The 19781-nt window shown below is 71.5% G+C and carries 19 protein-coding genes; 12 read left to right on the top strand and 7 right to left on the bottom strand.

Going from position 1 to position 19781, the window contains the following annotated elements:
- Positions 1–10: 10 nt before the first annotated feature.
- Entirely contained in the window at positions 11–1009 is a 999-nt protein-coding gene (cydB, locus tag BFV98_RS04315; RefSeq protein ID WP_013286337.1) for a cytochrome d ubiquinol oxidase subunit II, read from the top strand.
- 70 nt (positions 1010–1079) lie between these two features.
- Here cydB and BFV98_RS04310 read toward each other — a convergent pair whose 3' ends face one another.
- Both BFV98_RS04310 and BFV98_RS04305 read right to left on the bottom strand, forming a co-directional pair.
- Positions 1080–1766, bottom strand: coding sequence for a hypothetical protein (locus tag BFV98_RS04310; protein WP_071095006.1), 687 nt, complete (start codon positions 1764–1766; stop codon positions 1080–1082).
- Between the two features lie 65 nt (positions 1767–1831).
- Positions 1832–2296 carry a peroxiredoxin gene (locus BFV98_RS04305; protein ID WP_221488069.1) on the bottom strand — a complete coding sequence of 155 codons (465 nt, stop codon included), beginning with the start codon at positions 2294–2296 and terminating at the stop codon, positions 1832–1834.
- 90 nt (positions 2297–2386) lie between these two features.
- Here BFV98_RS04305 and BFV98_RS04300 point away from each other — a divergent pair, with 90 nt between their 5' ends.
- Together BFV98_RS04300 and BFV98_RS04295 are read left to right on the top strand one after the other, a co-directional pair.
- A complete protein-coding gene (locus BFV98_RS04300) occupies positions 2387–2779 on the top strand; it encodes a YciI family protein (protein ID WP_071095004.1) in 393 nt (130 codons plus the stop codon).
- A 19-nt stretch (positions 2780–2798) separates the two neighbouring features.
- Positions 2799–4019 (top strand): RNA polymerase sigma factor, encoded by a 1221-nt coding sequence (locus BFV98_RS04295; protein ID WP_083395229.1) that lies wholly within the window; start codon positions 2799–2801, stop codon positions 4017–4019.
- Between the two features lie 40 nt (positions 4020–4059).
- On the opposite strand, the gene BFV98_RS04290 is transcribed toward BFV98_RS04295, so the two are convergent.
- On the bottom strand, positions 4060–4893 hold the full coding sequence (locus BFV98_RS04290; RefSeq protein WP_013286343.1) for a patatin-like phospholipase family protein: 834 nt from the start codon (positions 4891–4893) through the stop codon (positions 4060–4062).
- A 75-nt stretch (positions 4894–4968) separates the two neighbouring features.
- On the opposite strand from BFV98_RS04290, the gene BFV98_RS04285 reads away from it, so the two are divergent.
- Entirely contained in the window at positions 4969–5697 is a 729-nt protein-coding gene (locus BFV98_RS04285; protein WP_013286344.1) for an SDR family NAD(P)-dependent oxidoreductase, read from the top strand.
- 50 nt (positions 5698–5747) lie between these two features.
- Here BFV98_RS04285 and BFV98_RS32550 read toward each other — a convergent pair whose 3' ends face one another.
- Positions 5748–5873 carry a hypothetical protein gene (locus tag BFV98_RS32550; RefSeq protein ID WP_013286345.1) on the bottom strand — a complete coding sequence of 42 codons (126 nt, stop codon included), beginning with the start codon at positions 5871–5873 and terminating at the stop codon, positions 5748–5750.
- Entirely contained in the window at positions 5870–7288 is a 1419-nt protein-coding gene (locus BFV98_RS04280) for an OFA family MFS transporter (protein WP_013286346.1), read from the bottom strand. Before BFV98_RS04280 ends, BFV98_RS32550 begins: the two co-directional genes overlap by 4 nt.
- A 179-nt stretch (positions 7289–7467) precedes the next feature.
- On the opposite strand from BFV98_RS04280, the gene pdxY reads away from it, so the two are divergent.
- The 5 genes from pdxY to BFV98_RS04255 all read left to right on the top strand — a co-directional run bounded on the left by pdxY (position 7468) and on the right by BFV98_RS04255 (position 12159).
- Positions 7468–8319, top strand: coding sequence for a pyridoxal kinase PdxY (pdxY, locus tag BFV98_RS04275; protein WP_013286347.1), 852 nt, complete (start codon positions 7468–7470; stop codon positions 8317–8319).
- A gap of 99 nt (positions 8320–8418) precedes the next feature.
- Entirely contained in the window at positions 8419–8883 is a 465-nt protein-coding gene (locus BFV98_RS04270; RefSeq protein WP_013286348.1) for a helix-turn-helix transcriptional regulator, read from the top strand.
- 5 nt (positions 8884–8888) lie between these two features.
- Positions 8889–9299, top strand: a complete 411-nt coding sequence (locus BFV98_RS04265; RefSeq protein WP_013286349.1) for a VOC family protein — start codon at positions 8889–8891, stop codon at positions 9297–9299.
- Between the two features lie 8 nt (positions 9300–9307).
- Entirely contained in the window at positions 9308–9757 is a 450-nt protein-coding gene (locus tag BFV98_RS04260) for a pyridoxamine 5'-phosphate oxidase family protein (protein WP_071095000.1), read from the top strand.
- 26 nt (positions 9758–9783) lie between these two features.
- Positions 9784–12159: an excinuclease ABC subunit UvrA gene (locus BFV98_RS04255; protein WP_071094998.1), complete on the top strand. Its 2376-nt coding sequence runs from the start codon at positions 9784–9786 to the stop codon at positions 12157–12159.
- A gap of 70 nt (positions 12160–12229) precedes the next feature.
- On the opposite strand, the gene BFV98_RS04250 is transcribed toward BFV98_RS04255, so the two are convergent.
- Complete coding sequence (locus BFV98_RS04250; protein ID WP_143025311.1) at positions 12230–15013, bottom strand: hypothetical protein; 2784 nt, start codon at positions 15011–15013, stop codon at positions 12230–12232.
- Positions 15014–15690: 677 nt separating this feature from the next.
- Between BFV98_RS04250 and BFV98_RS04245 the strand changes: the two genes are divergently transcribed.
- Entirely contained in the window at positions 15691–16677 is a 987-nt protein-coding gene (locus BFV98_RS04245; RefSeq protein WP_071098742.1) for a tyrosine-type recombinase/integrase, read from the top strand.
- Here the strand turns inward: BFV98_RS04245 and BFV98_RS04240 are convergent.
- On the bottom strand, positions 16667–17695 hold the full coding sequence (locus tag BFV98_RS04240) for a beta family protein (protein ID WP_232236708.1): 1029 nt from the start codon (positions 17693–17695) through the stop codon (positions 16667–16669). The two genes, BFV98_RS04245 and BFV98_RS04240, sit on opposite strands and share 11 nt — an antisense overlap.
- Positions 17696–17798: 103 nt before the next feature.
- Here BFV98_RS04240 and BFV98_RS04235 point away from each other — a divergent pair, with 103 nt between their 5' ends.
- Together BFV98_RS04235 and BFV98_RS04230 are read left to right on the top strand one after the other, a co-directional pair.
- The gene (locus BFV98_RS04235; RefSeq protein WP_071094996.1) at positions 17799–18818 is read left to right on the top strand and encodes a hypothetical protein; all 1020 of its coding nucleotides are present in this window, start codon (positions 17799–17801) and stop codon (positions 18816–18818) included.
- A 93-nt stretch (positions 18819–18911) separates the two neighbouring features.
- Positions 18912–19778: a bifunctional 5,10-methylenetetrahydrofolate dehydrogenase/5,10-methenyltetrahydrofolate cyclohydrolase gene (locus BFV98_RS04230; protein ID WP_030272232.1), complete on the top strand. Its 867-nt coding sequence runs from the start codon at positions 18912–18914 to the stop codon at positions 19776–19778.
- The last annotated feature ends 3 nt before the right edge of the window (positions 19779–19781 follow it).

The following is a 19781-nucleotide window of genomic DNA, read 5'->3' as shown; positions in this document are numbered from 1 at the left end:
GAGCCCAACCGTGGAACTGACGACCGTCTGGTTTCTCCTCGTAGCAGTGCTCTTCACCGGCTACTTCATCCTCGAAGGCTTCGACTTCGGCGTCGGGATGCTGCTGCCGGTGCTCGGCCGCGACGACAGGCAGCGCCGCGTCCTGATCAACACCATCGGCCCGGTCTGGGACGGCAACGAGGTGTGGCTGATCACCGCCGGCGGCGCCATGTTCGCCGCCTTCCCCGAGTGGTACGCCACCCTGTTCTCCGGCTTCTACCTGCCGCTGCTGCTCATCCTGCTGGCCCTGATCGCCCGCGGCGTCGCCTTCGAGTACCGCCACAAGCGGCCCGAGGCGTCCTGGAAGCGCCGCTGGGACCAGGCCATCTTCTGGGGCTCGGCGATCCCGGCCGTGCTGTGGGGCGTGGCGTTCGCCAACATCTTCCGCGGCGTGCCGCTGGACGCCGACCACGAGTACGTCGGCGGCCTGCTCGACCTGCTCAACCCGTACGCGCTGCTCGGCGGCCTGACCACGCTGGGGCTGTTCCTCACCCACGGCGCGGTGTTCCTGGCGCTCAAGACCACCGGTGACATCCGGGAGCGCGCCGGCGCCCTCGCCGTGAAGCTCGGCGTCGGCACCGCCGTGGCCGCCGTGGCGTTCCTGAGCTGGTCGCTGAGCATCCGCTCCAGCGCCGCCGCCGTCGTGCTCGCCGTCGGCGCCGCCCTCGCCCTGCTCGGCGGTCTGGCCGCGGCCAAGGTACGCCGGGAGGGCTGGGCGTTCACCGGCACCGCCGTGGCGATCGCGCTGGCCGTGGCGACGCTGTTCGCCGCGCTGTTCCCGAACGTGATGCCGTCCACCCTCGACGCGGCGGGCACGCTGACCGCCACCAACGCCGCGTCCACCCCGTACACCTTGAAGATCATGACCTGGGTGGCTGTGGTGTTCACGCCGATCGTGCTGGCGTACCAAGGTTGGACGTACTGGGTGTTCCGCCGCCGGATCGGGGTACAGAACATTCCGCAACACTGATCGACCTGTGGGCGCAGGGGAGCGGGGCCGGTGCGAGGGGGTCGCACCGGCCCCGCGGGGCGTTCCGGGGTCAGCGCGCCTCGCGCAGCTCCGCCAGCCGCGCCTCGATCTCGGCCAGCTCGGCGCGCAGCTTCTCCGCCTGCTGCTCGGCCTCGGCCCGCTCGGCGGCCAGGATCTGCTCCACCGCCTCCTGCACCCCGGGAACGTCGACCAGCGCCACCATCCGCAGCGCCTCGGCCGGCTTCACCACGTACGGCCGGGCCAGCGCCTTCGTGCCCTGCTGCGCGGCCACCGTCCACTCGCCCTCGGCGTAGGCCAGCGTCACGGTCAGCCCCGGCGGGGTCTTCGGCTTGGCGGCCTTCACGACCCGCTTCGCCGGCTTCGGCTCCGCCTGCGGCTGCTCGGCCTTCGGCTCCTCCCGCCGCGGCGCCGGCACCCGCGGCGTGTCCAGCACGAACTCCGGCTCCGGCGCGGCCGGCGGCTGCTCCGGTTCCGGCTTCGCCTCGGCGGCCGGACGCCGCCCGGCACCCTTCGGGGCGATCGCCACGTCGGCGGGGGAGAACGGCAGCTCGTCGCGGCCGAACCGCACCACCACGAACTCCTCCGACGCCGCCGGGTCGGTCAGCTCCACCACCTGCCCGAGCTGCCCGGCCATCTGCCCGGCCGCCTCGGTGAACACCACCCGGGGCTTGCGGCCCGCGGCCAGCGCCTCCCGGATCCCCTGAATCTCGTCAGTGGACAAACCCTGACCCGCCATCACGCCCTCTTCCGTACACCTGTTTGACGCAGCCTTGATACCAGCCGGCTGCGACACCGCGATGATCAGCCCCCGAGGGCCCGCAGCGCCGCGTCGGCGTGCTCGTTCATGCTCAGCTCGCTGTGCACCACTGCGAGCACCCGCCGGTCCGTGCCGATCACGAACGTCATCCGCCGGGTGCTCAGCGCGCCCAGCGGCAGCCGCCGCCGCACCCCGAACGCCCGCGCCACCTCGCCGTCGACGTCGGACAGCAGCGGATAGTCGAACCCGTGCCGGCGGGAGAACTCCGCCTGCCGCTGCACCGGATCCCGGCTGATCCCCACCCGAGACGCGCCCACCGCCGCGAACTCCGCCGCCAGATCCCGGAAGTGGCAGCTCTCCGCCGTGCAGCCCCGCGTCATCGCCGCCGGGTAGAAGAACAGCACCACCGGACCGGCGGCCAGGAACTCCGACAGCCGCCGTGGCGTACCCGTCTCGTCCGGCAGCGTGAAATCCTCGACCAGGTCACCGACACCCACCGCGTCACTCATGACGCGAGGATATGTAGACATCGGCGATCCCGCTCCGTCGTACCCGCCGAGCGGCGGGGAGGCACCGCCGCACGACGCGAAGGACCGACAGTGAAGTACGTGATCATGATCCACTCCAACCCGGAGCCGTGGGGCCACCCCACCTCCGAATACCTCGCCGCCCACCAGGAGCTGCCCGCCGAGGTACGCGACCGGCTCAACGCCGACTTCGAGCAGGTGATGACCGAGCTGCACGCCAACGGGGAACTGGTCGTCGGCGAGGCGCTCGGCGACCCCCGCACCGCCCGGCTCTACCGGTGGCGCGACGGCGCGCCGCTGGCGACCGACGGCCCGTACTCCGAGGCCAAGGAACACCTCGCCGGTTTCTTCCTCATCGACGTAGAAGACCAGGCCCGCGCCAACGCCGTCGCCGCGAAGTTCGCCGGCCCGGGGGAGACCGTCGAGCTGCGGCCCCTGATGTGGCCGGGCGGGTCCGATCAGTAACGCCCCGCCCCTCGCGGACGTGTGGCGCCGGGAGGCGCCGCACGTCCGCGCCGCGCTGCTGCGCCGCTACGGGCAACCCGACGCCTGCGAGGACGCCCTGCAGGACGCGGCGGAGGCGGCCGCCGCCCGGTGGCCGCTCACCGGCGTGCCCGACGAACCGCGGGCCTGGCTCATCCAGGTCGCCGCGCGGCGGCTGATCGACCGGATGCGCGCCGAGGAGGCCCGCACCCGCCGCGAGCGGCTCGACGCGGCCCGGCAACCCGGCGCCGGCGTCGTACCGCCCGTCGACGACACGCCCGTGACCGGCGCCGACGACACGCTGCGGCTGCTGTTCCTGTGCTGCCACCCGGCGCTGAGCCGCCCCTCCCAGGTCGCGCTGACCCTGCGCGCGGTCGCGGGACTGCGCGTGGAGCAGATCGCCGCCGCCTACCTGGTGCCGGCCCGGACCATGACGCAGCGGCTGAGCCGGGCCCGCGCGACGCTGCGCGAGGCGGGCGCCCGGTTCACCATGCCGCCGCCGGACGCTCTGCCCGGCCGGGTGGCCGCCGTGCTGGACGTGTGCCACCTGGTGTTCAGCGAGGGCTACACCCGCACCTCCGGCGACCAGCTCCTCGACGTGGAACTCGCCGAGGAGGCGATCCGGCTCACCCGCCAGGTCCACGCCGCGCTGCCCGACCACCACGAGGTCACCGGCGCGCTGGCGCTGATGCTGCTCACCCACGCCCGGTCGCCCGCCCGCACCGACGCCGCCGGTGACCTCGTGCCGCTGGCCGACCAGGACCGCTCCCGCTGGCGCGGCGACCTCATCGACGAGGGCGTCACGCTGCTCGGCCGGGCCCTGCCCCACGGCCCGGTGGGCCGCTACCAGCTCCAGGCGGCCATCGCCGCCGTGCACGCCGAGGCACCGGCCTTCCCGGACACCGACTGGCTGCAGATCAGCGTCCTCTACGACATGCTGAGCCGGGTCGCCCCCAGCCCGTTCGTCACGCTCAACCAGGCCGTCGCGGTGGCCATGGCGCACGGCCCCGCCGTCGGGCTGGCGCTGCTCGACCCGCTGCTGGCCGACCCGGCGATGCGCGGCCACCACCGGCTGCACGCCGTCCGCGCGCACCTGCTGGAACTCCACGGCGACCCACAGGCCGCCGCCGAGCACTACCGGCTGGCCGCGCGGCTGACCGGAAGCCTGCCCGAACAGCGCTACCTCAACCGGCGCCTGAGCCGCCTGACCGGCGTCTCCTGAGCTGCGGCGCCGGTCAGGCCGCGCCGTGCTGCACGCCCGGTCAGCGCCACACCGCGGCCACCTCGTCGGCCACCGCGTCGGCCTGGGCGAACCCGGCCCGCGCCGACGCCGCCCGCCGCGCCGGGTCCAGCACGTTGCGGCCGATCGCCGTCCGCGCCGCCCGGTCCGGCGATACCACTGCCACCCGCGCCCCCGCCTCCCGCAGCGCCGCCACCTGCGCCGACAGCCGCGGCATCGGCCCCACCGCCGCGCGCGTCGGCGCCAGGACCACCACCTGCCCGCACCCGGCCGCCAGGTCCGCGTTCACCGGCGAGCGGACCCCGCCGTCGACGTAGCGCCGGCCGCCGACTGTGACCGGCGGCCACACCCCCGGCACCGCGCAACTCGCGCCGACCGCGTCCACCAGCGGCACCCCGCTGTCCGCGTCGAACACCACGAACTCGCCGGAGGCCGCGTCCACGGCGGTGACCAGCAGCCGCGCCGCCGGCCAGTCCGGCGACGGCAGCCGCGCCGCGATCACCGCCCGCCGTGACTGCTCCGACGGGGTACGCGCCGACAACGCCATCGCGCCGATACGTGCCCGGGCCCGCGCCGCGTCCCGGCCCCGCCCACCGGCCCACGCCCAGCGCAACAGCACGCCCGTCCCGAGCCGGGCCGGCACCTCGTCGCGGGGCGGCCGCAGCTGCGCCTCGTACAACCGCTCCGGCGGCGTACCCGAACGCACCTGCGCCCCCACCACCGACCCGGCCGACGTACCCACCACCAGGTCCGCCTCGTCCAACCGCAGGCCGTGCCCGGCCAGCCCGGCCAGCAGACCCAGCTCCCAGGCCACCCCGGTCACCCCGCCGCCACCCAGCACCAACGCGCGCCCCATGTGACAGTCCTCTCCACCCCGGATGGTCCCGCCCACGGTAACGTCGCCCCCACCGCAAGGCAGGGGAGAAGGGCATTGACCTCCGTCACCATCGTCACCGGGGGAGGACGCGGCATCGGCGCGGCCACCGCCCGCCGGCTCGCCGCCGACGGCCACGACCTGGTCATCGGCTACCGCACCGACCACACCGCCGCCGAATCCGTGGCTGCCGACGTGCGCGCCGCCGGCCGCCGCGCGGTCACCGTCGCCGCCGACACCACCGACCCCGACCAGGTACGCCGCATCTTCGACGCCGCCGACCGGCTCGGCCCGCTCACCGGCCTGGTCAACAACGCCGGCGTCACCAGCCCGATCGGCCCGTTCACCGACCTGCGCGTCGACGACCTGCGCGAGGTCGTCGACGTCAACCTCATCGGGTACGTGCTGTGCGCCCAGCAGGCGGCCCGGCGGCTCACCCGCGGCGGCGCCATCGTCAACGTCTCCTCCGTGGCCGCGACGCTCGGCTCACCCGGCGAGTACGTGCACTACGCCGCCGTCAAGGCCGCCACCGACACGCTCACCGTCGGGCTGGCCAAGGAACTCGCGCCGCACGGTGTCCGCGTCAACGCCGTCGCCCCCGGGATCATCCGCACCACCATCCACGCCCGCTCCGGCGTGCCCGACCGGCCCGACACCGCCGCGGGCCGGATCCCGATGGGCCGCGCAGGGGAACCCGAGGAGGTCGCCGGCGCGATCGCGTACCTGCTCGGCCCGGACGCCTCGTACACAACGGGCGCGGTCCTGCGCGTCGGCGGCGGTCTCTGACCCGGCGGCGGCCCGGGGATCTCCACCCCCGGGCCGCCGCGTCGCGTCTCCTACTGGGTGAACAGCTTCGCCGCCGTGATCAGCGTCTGCACCACGCCGTAGCCCAGCAGCGCCGACACCACCAGCCACGACACCACCAGACGGGCCCGCTGCCCGCCACCGGTCCGCTCGTTCACGATCCGCTCCTCTCCGCCGTCACCGGCTGCCCCGGTCCCGTCTCGTCCCGCCCGGACGCGGGCTCGTGGTAACGCTGCGGCACCGGCCGCACCAGCAGGTTCGCCACCAGACCCACCGCCAGCACGCCGACCATCGTGAACAGCGCCGGCCGGTACGCCGCCGCGGTCAACGTGCCCGGCTCGCCCTGCGCGTCGAGGAACGCGTTGACGATCAGCGGCCCGGCCACGCCCGCCGCCGACCACGCGGTCAGCAGCCGGCCGTGGATCGCGCCCACCTCGAACGTGCCGAACAGGTCCCGCAGGTACGCCGGCACGGTGGCGAACCCGCCGCCGTAGAACGACAGGATCACGCACGCCAGCAGCACGAACAACGCCGTCGCGGTCTGCCCCACCAGCGCCAGCAGCAGGTACAGCACCATGCCCACACCCAGGTACACCATGTAGATCGGCTTGCGGCCGATCACATCCGACGTGGACGACCACACGAACCGACCCGCCATGTTGAACAGCGACAACAGCCCCACGAACCCGCCGGCCGCCGCCACCGACACCGCCGACGTGCCACCCTCGCGGAAGAAGTCCTGGATCATCGGGCTGGCCTGCTCCAGGATCCCGATACCCGCCGTCACGTTGCAGAACAGCACCACCCACAGCAGCCAGAACGACCGCGTCCTGACCGCGTTGGCCGCCGACACGTTCGCTGTCGTCACCAGCGGCTTGTCCGCCACCCGAGCCGGGTCGAACCCGGCCGGCCGCCAGTCCGCCGCCGGCACCCGCACGTTGAACACCCCGAACATCATGATCACGAAGTAGCCGACGCCGAGCGTCACGAACAACCACACCAGCGCCGGCCCCGACGCCGTGGAACCGCTGTTCGCCGGGTCGTAGGCCGGGTCGTAGAACGACAGCAGCTGCCGGGACAGGGGAGAGGCCACCATCGCCCCGCCACCGAACCCCATGATCGCCAAGCCGGTCGCCAGACCCGGCCGGTCCGGGAACCACTTGATCAACGTGGAGACGGGGGAGATGTACCCGATCCCCAGACCGATCCCGCCCAGCACCCCGTACCCCAGATACAGCAACCACAGCTGCCCGGTCGCGATACCCAGCGCCCCCACCAGGAACCCCGCCGCCCAGAAACACGCCGAGACGAACATCGCCTTACGCGGCCCGTTCGCCTCCACCCACGTACCGGCCACCGCGGCCGACAACCCCAGCATCACGATCGCGATACTGAAGATCACCCCGATCGCCGTCTGACCGGTGTCGAAATGCGCGATCAGGGAGTTCTTGTACACGCTCGTGGCGTAGACCTGCCCGATGCACAGATGGATCGCCAGCGCCGCCGGAGGAATCAGCCAACGGCTGTACCCCGGCGGCGCGACGGTGTGCCGACGATCGAGTGCGGAAAGCATCAGTGCTTCCTCCGTCCGGATGGCGAGAACACCCCGGTTCATGCCCCTGCCGCACGCTGCACCCAAACCCGCCCCGCGCCGGACGGCCGAAACGCTGCGCCGAACGGTCCCCGCCGTCCCGGCCCGTCATCACCCCACCACCGGCAGTCATCCCCGGCCCGGGATGCGACGATGACCGGGTGAAGATCCTGTCCATCCAGTCGTCGGTCGCCTACGGCCACGTCGGCAACTCCGCCGCCGTGTTCCCGCTGCAACGCCTCCGCCACGAGGTCTGGCCGGTCCTGACCGTGCACTTCTCCAACCACACCGGCTACGGCGCCTGGCGCGGCCCCCTGCTCGCCCCCACCGACGTCGCCGACGTCATCGCCGGCATCGAGGACCGCGGCGTGCTCGGCACCGCCGACGCCGTCCTCTCCGGCTACCAGGGCGACCCCGCCGTCGGCGCCGTCATCCTCGACGCCGTCGCCCGCGTCAAGGCCGCCAACCCGGCCGCCCTCTACTGCTGCGACCCGGTCATGGGCGACGTCGGCCGCGGCATGTTCGTCCGCCCCGGCATCCCCGAATACCTCCGCGACACAGTCGTCCCGCGCGCCGACATCGTCACCCCCAACCAGTTCGAGCTGGAATTCCTCGCCGGCCGCACCACCGACACCGTCGACGACCTGCTCGCCGCCGTCGACACCGTCCGCGCCACCGGCCCCCGGCACGTCCTGGTCACCAGCGTCCTGCACGGCGACCTGCCCGCCGGCCACCTGGAAGTCGTCGCCGTCTCCGACGACGGCGCCTGGGCCGTCACCACCCCGCTGCTGCCGATCGCCCCCAACGGCGGCGGCGACGTCACCGCCGCCCTCTACCTCGCCCACCTCGCCACCACCGGCTCACCGAAGACCGCACTGGAACGCACCACCAACTCGATCTACGCGGTACTCGAGGCGACCCTCGAAGCCGGTACCCGCGAACTGCAACTCGTCGCCGCCCAGGACGCCATCGCCGACCCACCCACCCGCTTCACCGCCCGCCGGCTGCGCTGACCGACAGCGCGGGTGCACCTGCCGCGCGGGTGCACCCGCGCGGCGACTCGCCGCTCGAACAGGTGGACGACCCCACCGCCCACCAGGCAGGATGCGGACGTGCCACCGCACCCGGCAACCGACGACCCCGCGTTCGCCCAACGGCTGCGCGACCTCACCCGGCTGCGCCGCGTCCGCGACCGCATCGACCGCGAATACGCCAAACCACTCGACGTCGAAGCCCTCGCCCGCGGCGAACACATGTCCGCCGGCCACCTCAGCCGGCAGTTCCGTCAGACCTACGGCGAATCCCCGTACGCGTACCTCATGACCCGCCGCATCGAACGCGCCATGGCCCTGCTGCGCCGCGGCGACCTCAGCGTCACCGACGTCTGCTTCGCCGTCGGCTGCCAGTCCCTGGGCACCTTCAGCACCCGCTTCACCGAACTCGTCGGCGAACCACCCAGCGCCTACCGCGCCCGCCACGCACCCGACACCGCCGAACCACCCCCGTGCCTGACCAAACAGGCGACCCGACCGATCAGGAATCGAGAAGCCCGCACCGGCCGACCACCACTAGCGTGACCACCATGACGATCACCATTCACTACGCCTTCCTGCCCCACACCGACGCCGACGCCGCCCTCGCCTTCTACCGCGACACCCTCGGCTTCGAACTGCGCAACGACGTCGGCTACAACAACATGCGCTGGCTCACCGTCGGCCCACCCAACCAGCCCGAGACCGGCATCGTCCTGCACCCGCCGGCCGCCGACCCCGGCATCACCGACGACGAACGCCGCACCATCCTCGAACTCATCGCCAAGGGCAGCTACGGCGCGCTCACCCTCGCCACCGACGACCTCGACGGCCTGTTCGACCGCCTCCAGGCCTCCGGCGCCGACGTCGTCCAGGAACCCACCGAACAGCCCTACGGCGTCCGCGACTGCGCCTTCCGCGACCCCACCGGCAACCTCATCCGCATCAACGAGCGGCGCTGACCCACCCCATGACCGACGCACCCCGCACCCGCGCCCGCCGCCGCAACGACACCACCCACCGCCTCGAAAACGACGTCGACTGCTGGGTCGCCACCGCCGAACCCGACGGCACCCCGTACCTCGTGCCCCTGTCCTTCGACTGGGACGGCCACACACTGCTCGTCGCCACCCCGGCCGACAGCCCCACCGGCCGCAACCTCGCCGGCGGCCGCGCCCGCGTCGGCCTCGGCCCCACCCGCGACGTCACCATGATCGACGGCGATGTCGAAACCCTCGCCCTCGACGCCCTGCCCACCGGCCGAAGCGACCGCTTCGCCACCCGAACCGGCTTCGACCCCCGTACCCTGACCACGCCCTACCGCTGGTACCGCATCACGCCACACCGCATGCAGGCCTGGCGCGAAGCCGACGAGCTACCCGGCCGCACCCTGATGCGCGACGGCCGCTGGCTCGACTGACACCCGCACCACCGGACGGAGAGACCATGAGCAAGGCCACCACCGGCCTGCACCACGCCGACAGCCACGACATCATCCGCGTCCACGGCGCCCGCGAGAACAACCTGCGCAACGTCGACGTCGAGATACCCAAACGCCGCCTCACCGTGTTCACCGGCGTCTCCGGCTCCGGCAAGAGCTCACTGGTCTTCGGCACCATCGCCGCCGAGTCCCAGCGCCTCATCAACGAGACCTACAGCGCCTTCGTCCAGGGCTTCATGCCCACCCTGTCCCGCCCCGAGGTCGACATCCTCGAAGGCCTCACCACCGCCATCATCGTCGACCAGGAACGCATGGGCGCCGACCCCCGCTCCACGGTCGGCACCGCCACCGACGTCAACGCCATGCTGCGCATCCTGTTCAGCCGCCTCGGCGACCCCCACATCGGCCCACCCAACGCCTACTCCTTCAACGTCCCCTCCGTACGCGCCGCCGGCGCCATCACCGTCGACCGCGGCCCCGGCAAGACCCAGACCAAGAAGGGCACCTTCAACCGCCTCGGCGGCATGTGCCCCCGCTGCGAGGGCCGCGGCGCCGTCACCGACTTCGACCTCACCGTCCTCTACGACGAGAAGCTCTCCCTCAACGAGGGCGCCATCACCATCCCCGGCTACAGCATGGACGGCTGGTACAGCCGCACCTTCCGCTCCAGCGGCCTGTTCGACCCCGACAAGCCCATCCGCGACTACACCAGACGCGAACTCGACGACCTGCTCTACAAGGAGCCCACGAAGATCAAGGTCGACGGCATCAACGTCACCTACACCGGCCTCATCCCCGCCATCAGCAAGTCGATGCTCGCCAAGGACGTCGACGCCATGCAGCCCCACATCCGCGCCTTCGTCGAACGCGCCGTCACGTTCACCACCTGCCCCGACTGCGACGGCACCCGGCTCGCCCCCGAAGCCCGCTCCTCGAAGATCAACGGCATCAACATCGCCGACGCCTGCGCCATGCAGATCAGCGACCTCGCCACCTGGGTACGCGACCTGCACCAACCCTCCGTCGGCCCGCTGCTCAAGGCACTGGGGGACACCCTCGACTCCTTCGTCGAGATCGGCCTCGGCTACCTCAGCCTCGACCGCCCCGCCGGCACCCTCTCCGGCGGGGAGGCCCAGCGCACCAAGATGATCCGCCACCTCGGCTCGTCCCTCACCGACGTCACCTACGTCTTCGACGAACCCACAATCGGCCTGCACCCGCACGACATCGCCCGCATGAACAACCTCCTGCTCCAACTCCGCGACAAGGGCAACACCGTCCTCGTCGTCGAACACAAACCCGAGACCATCGCCATCGCCGACCACGTCGTCGACCTCGGCCCCGGCGCCGGCACCGCCGGCGGCACCATCTGCTACGAAGGCACAGTCGCCGGCCTGCGCGCCAGCGACACCACCACCGGCCGCCACCTCGACGACCGCGCCACCCTCAAGGACAAGCTGCGTACGCCCACCGGCACCCTGCCGATCCGCGGCGCCCGCACCCACAACCTGCGCGACGTCGACGTCGACATCCCCCTGGGCGTCCTGGTCGTCGTCACCGGCGTCGCCGGCTCCGGCAAGAGCAGCCTCATCCACGGCTCACTGGCCAAACGCGAGGACGTCGTCAGCGTCGACCAGACCGCCATCCGCGGCTCCCGCCGCAGCAACCCCGCCACCTACACCGGCCTGCTCGACCCCATCCGCAAGGCCTTCGCCAAGGCCAACGGCGTCAAACCCGCCCTGTTCAGCGCCAACTCCGAAGGCGCCTGCCCGACCTGCAACGGCGCCGGCGTCATCTACACCGACCTCGGCATGATGGCCGGCGTCGCCAGCACCTGCGAGGACTGCGAAGGCAAGCGCTTCCAGCCCGCCGTCCTCGACTACCACCTCGGCGGACGCGACATCAGCGAGGTCCTCGCCATGTCCGTCGACGAAGCCGAGACGTTCTTCAGCGACGGCGAGGCCCGCACCCCGGCCGCCCACACCATCCTCGACCGGCTCGCCGACGTCGGCCTCGGCTACCTCACGCTCGGTCAGCCCCTCACCACGCTGTCCGGCGGCGAACGGCAGCGGCTCAAGCTCGCCACCCGGATGGGGGACAAGGGCGGCGTGTACGTCCTCGACGAACCCACCACCGGCCTGCACCTGGCCGACGTCGCCCAACTGCTCGGCCTGCTCGACCGGCTCGTCGACACGGGGAAGTCCGTCATCGTGATCGAGCACCACCAGGCCGTCATGGCGCACGCCGACTGGATCATCGACCTCGGTCCGGGCGCCGGACACGACGGCGGCCGGATCGTGTACGAGGGCACCCCGGCGGATCTCGTGGCGGCCCGGTCGACGCTCACGGGCGAACACCTGGCCGACTACGTCGGCGCCTGACCGCCGGACGGCAGCACAGGGGAGAGGCCCGGCGGAGGGCCCCACGACAAGGATGCGCGGGCACGTCCCTTCAGGGCTCAAGTTGAATGTTCACCGGGTCGACGAATTCGACCCGCAGCCGATCATCAGACAGGATGTCGACTACCCGCTGCCAGTGCGCGGCACGCCGGCCGCAGACCGCGCGCAGGCGCTCGACGCCCGGCCTCTCTCCTTCCGCGTCGACCCGCCTCAAGGTCGCCAGGCCGACCTCAGCGGTGGCAGCGCTCAGCGTCGCGGTCACCCGGCCGACCTGCTGGACGACCTCGTCCACGTGCCGGGTCAGCTCAGCCACCCGGGCTTCGACGGATTGGTCGCGTCGAGACAGCGACTCCAGGCCGTCCGGCTTCTCGATGACCAACTCGTCGAACACCGGCACAGGTGGCGGGAAGCGGAGATCCGCGAGGTGCACGAGCTCCACCGCCTCGGTGACGAGCCGGCAGAACTGCGCCCGGTGCAGCCAGTACCAAGCGCGGTCCTCCGCCATCCTCGCCAGCAGCCGCCATGTCCGATCATCCAGCTCGAGCCACTTGATCAGGTCGTGGACATCCGCCCGCCACGGCGGCTCACAACGCTGGTGCCAGTTTCGCTCCAGCAGCGCCGCCCCGTCGTGAAGCAGCTTCTTGACATACGCGGCGATCCGAATACGGGTGACGTTCTCGGGGCGCCGCAGGACCGATCGCATCGGCTGGTCCAGGTCCAGTTGAAGGAACCGAAAGTCGTCACTGCCGCGGAGGCGACCGAAGTCCGGGTCACTGCTGGCGATCCAACTGCGCAGCCGTGAGGCCACACCGGTCTGCGTGGTGGCCTGGAGCGAGACCTGCCCGGCGACCTTGCTGCCAGCGCTGGCCAGCACGGCCTGGAGTTCGATCACCGCGTACTCGGTCAGCAAGCGCTGGCGCTGGTCGTCACCGAGTTCGCCGGGAGGAGCGGGAGCGACACCTGCCGCCGGACTCGGTGGGGGAACGGGGAGATAGCCGTACAGCCCGTAGGCGTATGCAGCCGCCGCCTGGTAGTAGTCCAGGTAGCCCAGACGCCCCGGGCCGAGCCGATGACGACGCTGTGCGCGGATGACGGCGTCGCGAAGCGACTCCGGCTGGACAGGCCAGCTCCGCACCATCGTCTCGACTCGCCGGTACAGCCGTCGCGGCCACCAGCGTCGCAGGTTCCGCATCGCCATCAGCTTCTGCTCGGCAAACCAGCCGACCTCGACGCCGGCAACCGTCAGCTGGTCCTGGGCCAAGTCGTGTACGGCGCGGGCGAGCCGGAGCGGCGCCCACACGTCTCGCGCGAAGCGAAGCAGGCCTCTGGTCACCTCGGAGCGGGTTCCGCGGACCAACCACGCCAGGGCTGCGTCCTCGTGCAACCGGTGAAACTCCTGGAGCGCGGCCAGGTTGAGCAGCACCCGAGCGGTGGCCGGGGCACCGAGCATCTCCTTGACCTGCTGTTGCGCCTCGGCACGGTCCGCCGCATCGCGAAAGGAAGACAACAACGGCCAGTACCGCCCCACGAAGACCGCGATCAACCGATCCTTGATCTGGTCGCGGAGAACCTTCCGCTCTCCGACGGCATCGACGGCGAACCAGTCCTCCGCTGTGCGTTCCGAATACGCCAGAGTCTTCGCGTACTGGTAGCGCAGGCGGATGAGCTCCCGGCGACGGCGGATGGCCCACAGCATCGAGACGGGGTAGCGGAAGGGGTGCCTCCACCGGTCCCGTCTGCGGGTCCAGAGCGAGGCGGTGTAGCGGCTCTCCAACTCACCGAGGCAGAGCGCCCCGTGGTACGTGTCCAGGGCGGCGAGGAACAGACCCAGGTCTTCCTGAACGCTGGCCACCATCATGCGGATGTCGGAGTTGAAGGGGTCCAGGCGAAGAGCTTCCCGATACCACCAGAGCGCGTCGTCGAGACGCCGCTCGTCGTGCCGCTTCTTGGCCTCGTTGTACGCCTCGAACAGCCCGGTCGGCAGGTCGCGGAGTCGCCACGTCCGCCACGGTGCCTCATCAGCCAGGCGAGTCACCGGCAGAATCTTGGCCATCGTCCAGTAGGCCGCCTTACACGTGGCGTCTTCCCAGGTCATGCCCCACTCCGTAGTCGTCGCGCTGCCTGTGGCACCAGCGAACGACGTGACCGTGACCGAGACGCCGTAACAGGGCTCCTGCTTCCGCTCCTGGAGAGTCGCCCTGATCATGTAACCCGTCCGGGGCCAGAGCCGTGCCATGAACTTCGGCAGGACCGCCAACGGGTTCGTGAACGTTCCCGGCTCCTCGCCGAGGACATCGAGGAAGTTCTGCGCCGGGAGGGTCGTCGGGCCCGCGTACGGCGGATAGATGCTGGTGGTGGCGAGTTGACGGCAGAACCGGCTCTTCAGGTACGCCGCCCGGCCGGTGTCGTTCGCGTCCGCGGCGTTCTCGAAGTCACGCACGTCGACCGCCCCTGGACGGTGTGCGAGCCACTCACGGCGGAAGTTGCGCCACGCGACGAAGGCCGCCAGGAACAGGAACAGTATCCCGATCCGTCGCCACAGCTCAGTGGACCGGTCGAAGGCACGAGCTACACCGATCAGGAGGAGACGGAATGGCTCCAGCAACTCCCAGTCGCTCTGACCGGTCGGGACGGCGCCGGACCGAGCTAGGCGGTCGAGTGCCAGGAGCAGCGCCACCGTGCTGACGATTCCGAGGACCAGCCAGGGCGCTGGTTTCGGGATCGGCAGGGGCGAGGGCGCGGTGCGGGCCTTGCTGAAGATCCGATGGGGGGACCGGACCTTCCAGGACTCGGGGCGTGGGTTCCTCTGCTCGGCGTGATCGTGCCGGTTGTCCATCGAGAACGCTCCTGACGACCGCCCGGAACTGCGGTTCCAGGCTAAGTGGCCAGGTAGCGGGGAACTGGAAAACGGCGGATCGGTTGTCATGCCCGGAAGGCAGGCCATACTCTAGCGACCCTTGCTTTCCGCCCGTGGGTTCGCCGCGGCCCACCCGGTTCGATAATGTACATTATGTCAAGTAACACTGAGGTGGGAGCTCCCCGAGTGCCCGCGCGAGGCAGGTGACCGCTTTTGCGGGCCTTCGGGGTGCCGGAGGGTCAAGCAGTCACCCCCTGTCGTGCTGCGGGACCGCGTGCTCGACCTGGCGAGCGCTGGCAGCGGCAGCAAGCTCGCCGCGAGCCGGCTCGCACCTCCAGACACGATGTCGCCGCCGTTGCGCCCAGGCACCAATCATCGGGCCGGCCCACCCACCAGGCGACCCGCGCATCCCCCGCCGGATCCCACCTCGCTCCACCCACCGTCCGCCGATCATGAAGTTAGCGGCGACAAATTAGACGGCACTCCCCGGCCAACCTCATGATCGCCGGAGCCGCCGCCAGTTCGCCGATGTGGCTGCATCGGAGCACTGGGATTACCGCCATCTCGGCGAGATGGAGTTGATCATGGCGTTGATCGCCCGCGCTCCCCTGATGTGCCTCCTGACGGGAACGCGAGAATCATGCATAATATCCCTTATGCATGACAAACCGGACGGAACGGTAGGCGCTCTTATTGAGGAGTTCCTGACCGCCCGGGCCACCCGTAAGCCCTCCCCCCACACCCTGGCCGCGTACCGGCGGGATCTGACCACTGTGGCCGAGCTGGTGGCGGCGGACGGTGACGCCTCTCCCCTGCGCCTACCGGTCAGCACCCTCTCCCCCAAGGTGATGCGCGCGGCGTTCGCGCGGTTCGCCGCTCCCCGTGCCGCCGCGTCGGTCCATCGTGCCTGGTCGACCTGGAACAGCTTCTTCACGTTCCTGGTCGCCGAGGGTGTCGTACCGGGGAATCCGATGCCGGCGGTGGGGCGGCCCCGCACGCCGCTCCCCCGGCCCAAGCCGCTGCGGGGCGAGGACACCCCGGAGGAGTTGCTGGCGGCGGTGGCCCGGGCGGAGGGCCGGCAGCGTGATCCGTGGCCGGAGCGCGACCTGGCGGTGCTGGCGCTGGCGTTGTGCGCGGGGTTGCGGCTGTCGGAACTGCTGGCGCTGCGGGTGTCGTCGGTGGCCGGGCGCGACGGTGAGCGGCGGGTGGACGTGGCGGGTAAGGGCGGGCGGCCGCGCACGGTGCCGATCGAGGACGCCGTGGACCGGGTGCTGGCGGGTTACCTGGACAGCCGGCGGTTCCGGTTCGGGTCGCGCAGTGTGCGGCCGGATTCGCCGTTCCTGGTGGATCGTCAGGGTGAGGCGTTGCGTCGGGGTGGGCTGCAGTACCTGGTGGAGTCGTGTTACCGGCGGGCGGGCATCGGTGACCGGGTGCCGCGGGGTGCGCGGTTGCACGCGTTGCGGCACACGTTCGCGACGCGGTTGGCGGAGGACGGGGCGAGCGCGGCGGAGATCATGCGGTTGCTGGGGCACGCGTCGTTGGCGTCGTCGCAGACGTACATCGAGGTGACGGCGGGTCAGCAGCGGGCGGCGGTGGCGGCGAACCGTACCAACCGGGCGTTGTCGGGGTTGGTCAAGCGATAGCTGTCAGGCCGAGCTGGTCGGCGACGTACGACAGGTGGTGCGACGTTGCCCAGGCGATCCATTGGGTGGCGGTGCCGGGGCCGGCGTGGCGGGAGGCGCGCAGGGCGATCTGCTCGTCGCCCCAGGAGAAGTGACGCCCGGTGCGCGGCCAGTGGTCGGCGGCTACAAGGGCCTGGCAGATGTCGTAGATGCCGGTGTTGCCGCTGCCCTTGCCGTCGCGCGGCGCACGGTAGGTCCACCAGGCGTCCTGGTGGGTGTAGCGGATGTTGGGTGCTGGCCCTCGGGGTCCGAAGCCGGCGCCGGGGTAAGTGACGCCGTAGTCAGCGAACTGGATGTCGTGGTCCTTGAGCCGCTGCCAGAGGTCGAAGTCCCGCCTGCGGAGCGGGATGGCGGTGTGGGCTGGTACGTGGGAGATCGTGGCGGGCATCGCTCCGGCGGCGACGACGACCGCCTTCCAGGGGTGGCGTCCGGCCCACACGAGGTGTTTGCGGACGAGGGGTTCGGCTGTCGTGAGGTGCCGGTCGGATGCCACCTCGGCGACGTCGATGACGAGGGTGCAGTTCTCGGGTTGCAGTTCGGTGGCGGATAGGACGTGGCTCAGTCGTGCGTCGGTTTCGGTGTCGTCCGGTTCGGTGTGGTCGGCGGTGAGCCGGAGAACGCCACCGTAGGGCGCGGCGGAGTAACGGACGTCGGCCAGTTGTGCGGGGGTGTCGTTCAGGTGGGCGACGGGCAGCGCGGGGATCCCCCACGGATGCAGGTCGTCCGCGATGTCCCGGAGTGGTCGGCGGGTGCCGGTGGTGGGCTCGGGGAGGTGGCGCACGTCGACGGCGATGACCATGTCACGCGGGATGCTGTCCTGTGCGCGTTGACTGAAGGTGCACGCGTCAGTGATCGGACCGTGCTTGGAGGGTGGCAGGTCGAAAATCGGGAGGATGTGTGGTGCGAGTTCGTCGGGGACGTGGCTGACGGCCTGGAGTTCGGCTTGGCGCCCCTTGAGGATCGGGTGGTATCCCGTCATTCGCATCGCCCCACACGATTTCGACGACAGTCACTTACGTCGATGGTCCACGTTCTGTGTCCGATCGACAACCATGCGTGTTCATATTGATTGGGGGCGGCGGATGCGGGTGGGTGCGGCGCGGGCGGTGGCTGTCGGGTGGGTGCGGGAGCGGATGCGCGTCGACCCGTCGATCGAGGGGGCGTTGTTCAGCGGGTCGACTGTGGGGTTGCCGGACGACGCGGTGCTGCCGGTGTGGTCGGACGTGGACGTGCTGCTGGTACGCCGGGAGCCCGGTGTGAAGGTGGGCAAGTTCGTGCACCGGGGGGTGCTGCTGGAGGTCAGCACCGTCACGTGGGAGGAGTTGGGTGGCCCGGAGGACGTGCTGGGGTCGTGGGTGTTCGCGCCGATGTTCCGTACCGATGGGGTGATCGCGGATCCGTCGGGGCGGCTGGCCGCGGTGCGGGAGCGGGTGGCGGCGGGGTTCGCGGATCCGGTGTGGGTGCGGGAGCGGTGCGCGGGGGTGCGGCGGCGCGTCGAGGCCGGGTTGCGGGCGGTGGGCGGTTCGGCGCCGGTGGCGGAGCAGGTGCTGGCGTGGGTGTTTCCGACGTCGTTGCTGGCGGTGTGGCCGGCGGTGGCGGGTCTGGCGGATCCGACGGTGCGGCGGCGGTACGTGCGGGCGGAGCGGGTGCTGTCGCGGTTCGGGTTCGCGGATCGGTACGCGGGCCTGCTGGACACGCTCGACGGCGGCGGGGTGGGTGTGGACGCGGCGCGGGTGCGGGAGCATCTGGCCGGGTTGGCGGTGGTGTTCGACGAGGTGTCGCGGTTGCCGCGGGAGGGGTTCGCGTTCGGGGCGGATCTGGGTACGGCGGGGCGTCCGGTGGTGTTCGACGGTGCGGCTGAGCTGATCGAGGCGGGCCGGCATCGGGAGGCGATGTTCTGGGTGCTGGTGACGTGGGCGCGGTGTCATGTGGTGTCGGGCGTGGTGGCGCCGGAGTGGGAGCGGGCGTTCGGGGCGGTGCTGGCTGATCTGGGGGTGGCGTCGGCGGCGGATCGGCGGCGGCGGGCGGACGGTTTGCTGGCGGCGTTGCCGGGGTGGCAGGCGGTGGTGGATGCGGTGGCGGTGGAGGCTGTGGCAGGCTGAGGGGGAACGCGACTGGCGGCACGGGGATGGGTGAACCATCGGGGAGCTCGTCGCGGGGGTCGACCGCCTGGGCCTCCGCGGGCGAGGTGTCGTATGTCTTCTGCGCGGTTGTTGCCGGGTGCCCCGGTGGCGGAGCAGGTGTTGTCGGAGGTCGCCGCGTCGGTGGCGGAGCTGCGTGCGGCGGGGGTGACGCCGGCGCTGGCGACGGTGCTGGTGGGTGACGACGACGCGAGCGCGGGCTACATCCGGATCAAGCAGCGTCAGGCGGCGGAGCTGGGGTTCGTGTCGCCGCACGTGCATCTGCCGGCGTCGGCGTCGCAGGCGGATCTGCATGCGGTGCTGGCGGATTTCAACGCGGACAAGACGGTGCACGGCGTGCTGGTGCAGTATCCGATCCCGGGTCACCTGGACTACGACCGGGCGTTGGCGGAGCTGGATCCGGACAAGGACGTGGACGGGATGCATCCGGTGAACATGGGCCGGCTGGCGTTGGGGCTGCCGGGTCCGTTGCCGTGTACGCCGGCGGGGATCGAGGCGTTGCTGGCGTTCCACGGTGTGCCGGTGGCGGGCCGGGAGGTGGTGATCCTGGGCCGGGGTGCGACGTTGGGTCGGCCGTTGGCGATGTTGCTGGCGCAGAAGCGGCCGACGGCGAACGCGGCGGTGACTGTGGTGCACACGGGGGTGGCGGACTGGCCGCGGTATACGCGGCGGGCGGAGATCCTGATCGCGGCGGCGGGGGTGCCGGGGATCGTGCGGCCGGAGCATGTGCGTCCGGGTGCGGTGGTGGTCGGTGGTGGGGTGCGGTACGAGGGGCGGCGGTTGCTGCCGGACGTGGACGAGTCGTGTGCCGAGGTGGCGGGGGCGATCACGCCGCGTGTGGGCGGGGTGGGTCCGACGACGGTGGCGATGTTGTTCCGTAACGCGGTGGAGGCGGCGCGGCGGCAGAGCGGTCTGGGCTGAGCG

Source organism: Micromonospora sp. WMMB235, from assembly GCF_001855515.1.
Lineage (GTDB): Bacteria > Actinomycetota > Actinomycetes > Mycobacteriales > Micromonosporaceae > Micromonospora > Micromonospora aurantiaca.
Note: the sequence above shows the minus strand (reverse complement) of the source record. Positions and strands in the feature narration are given on the sequence as shown.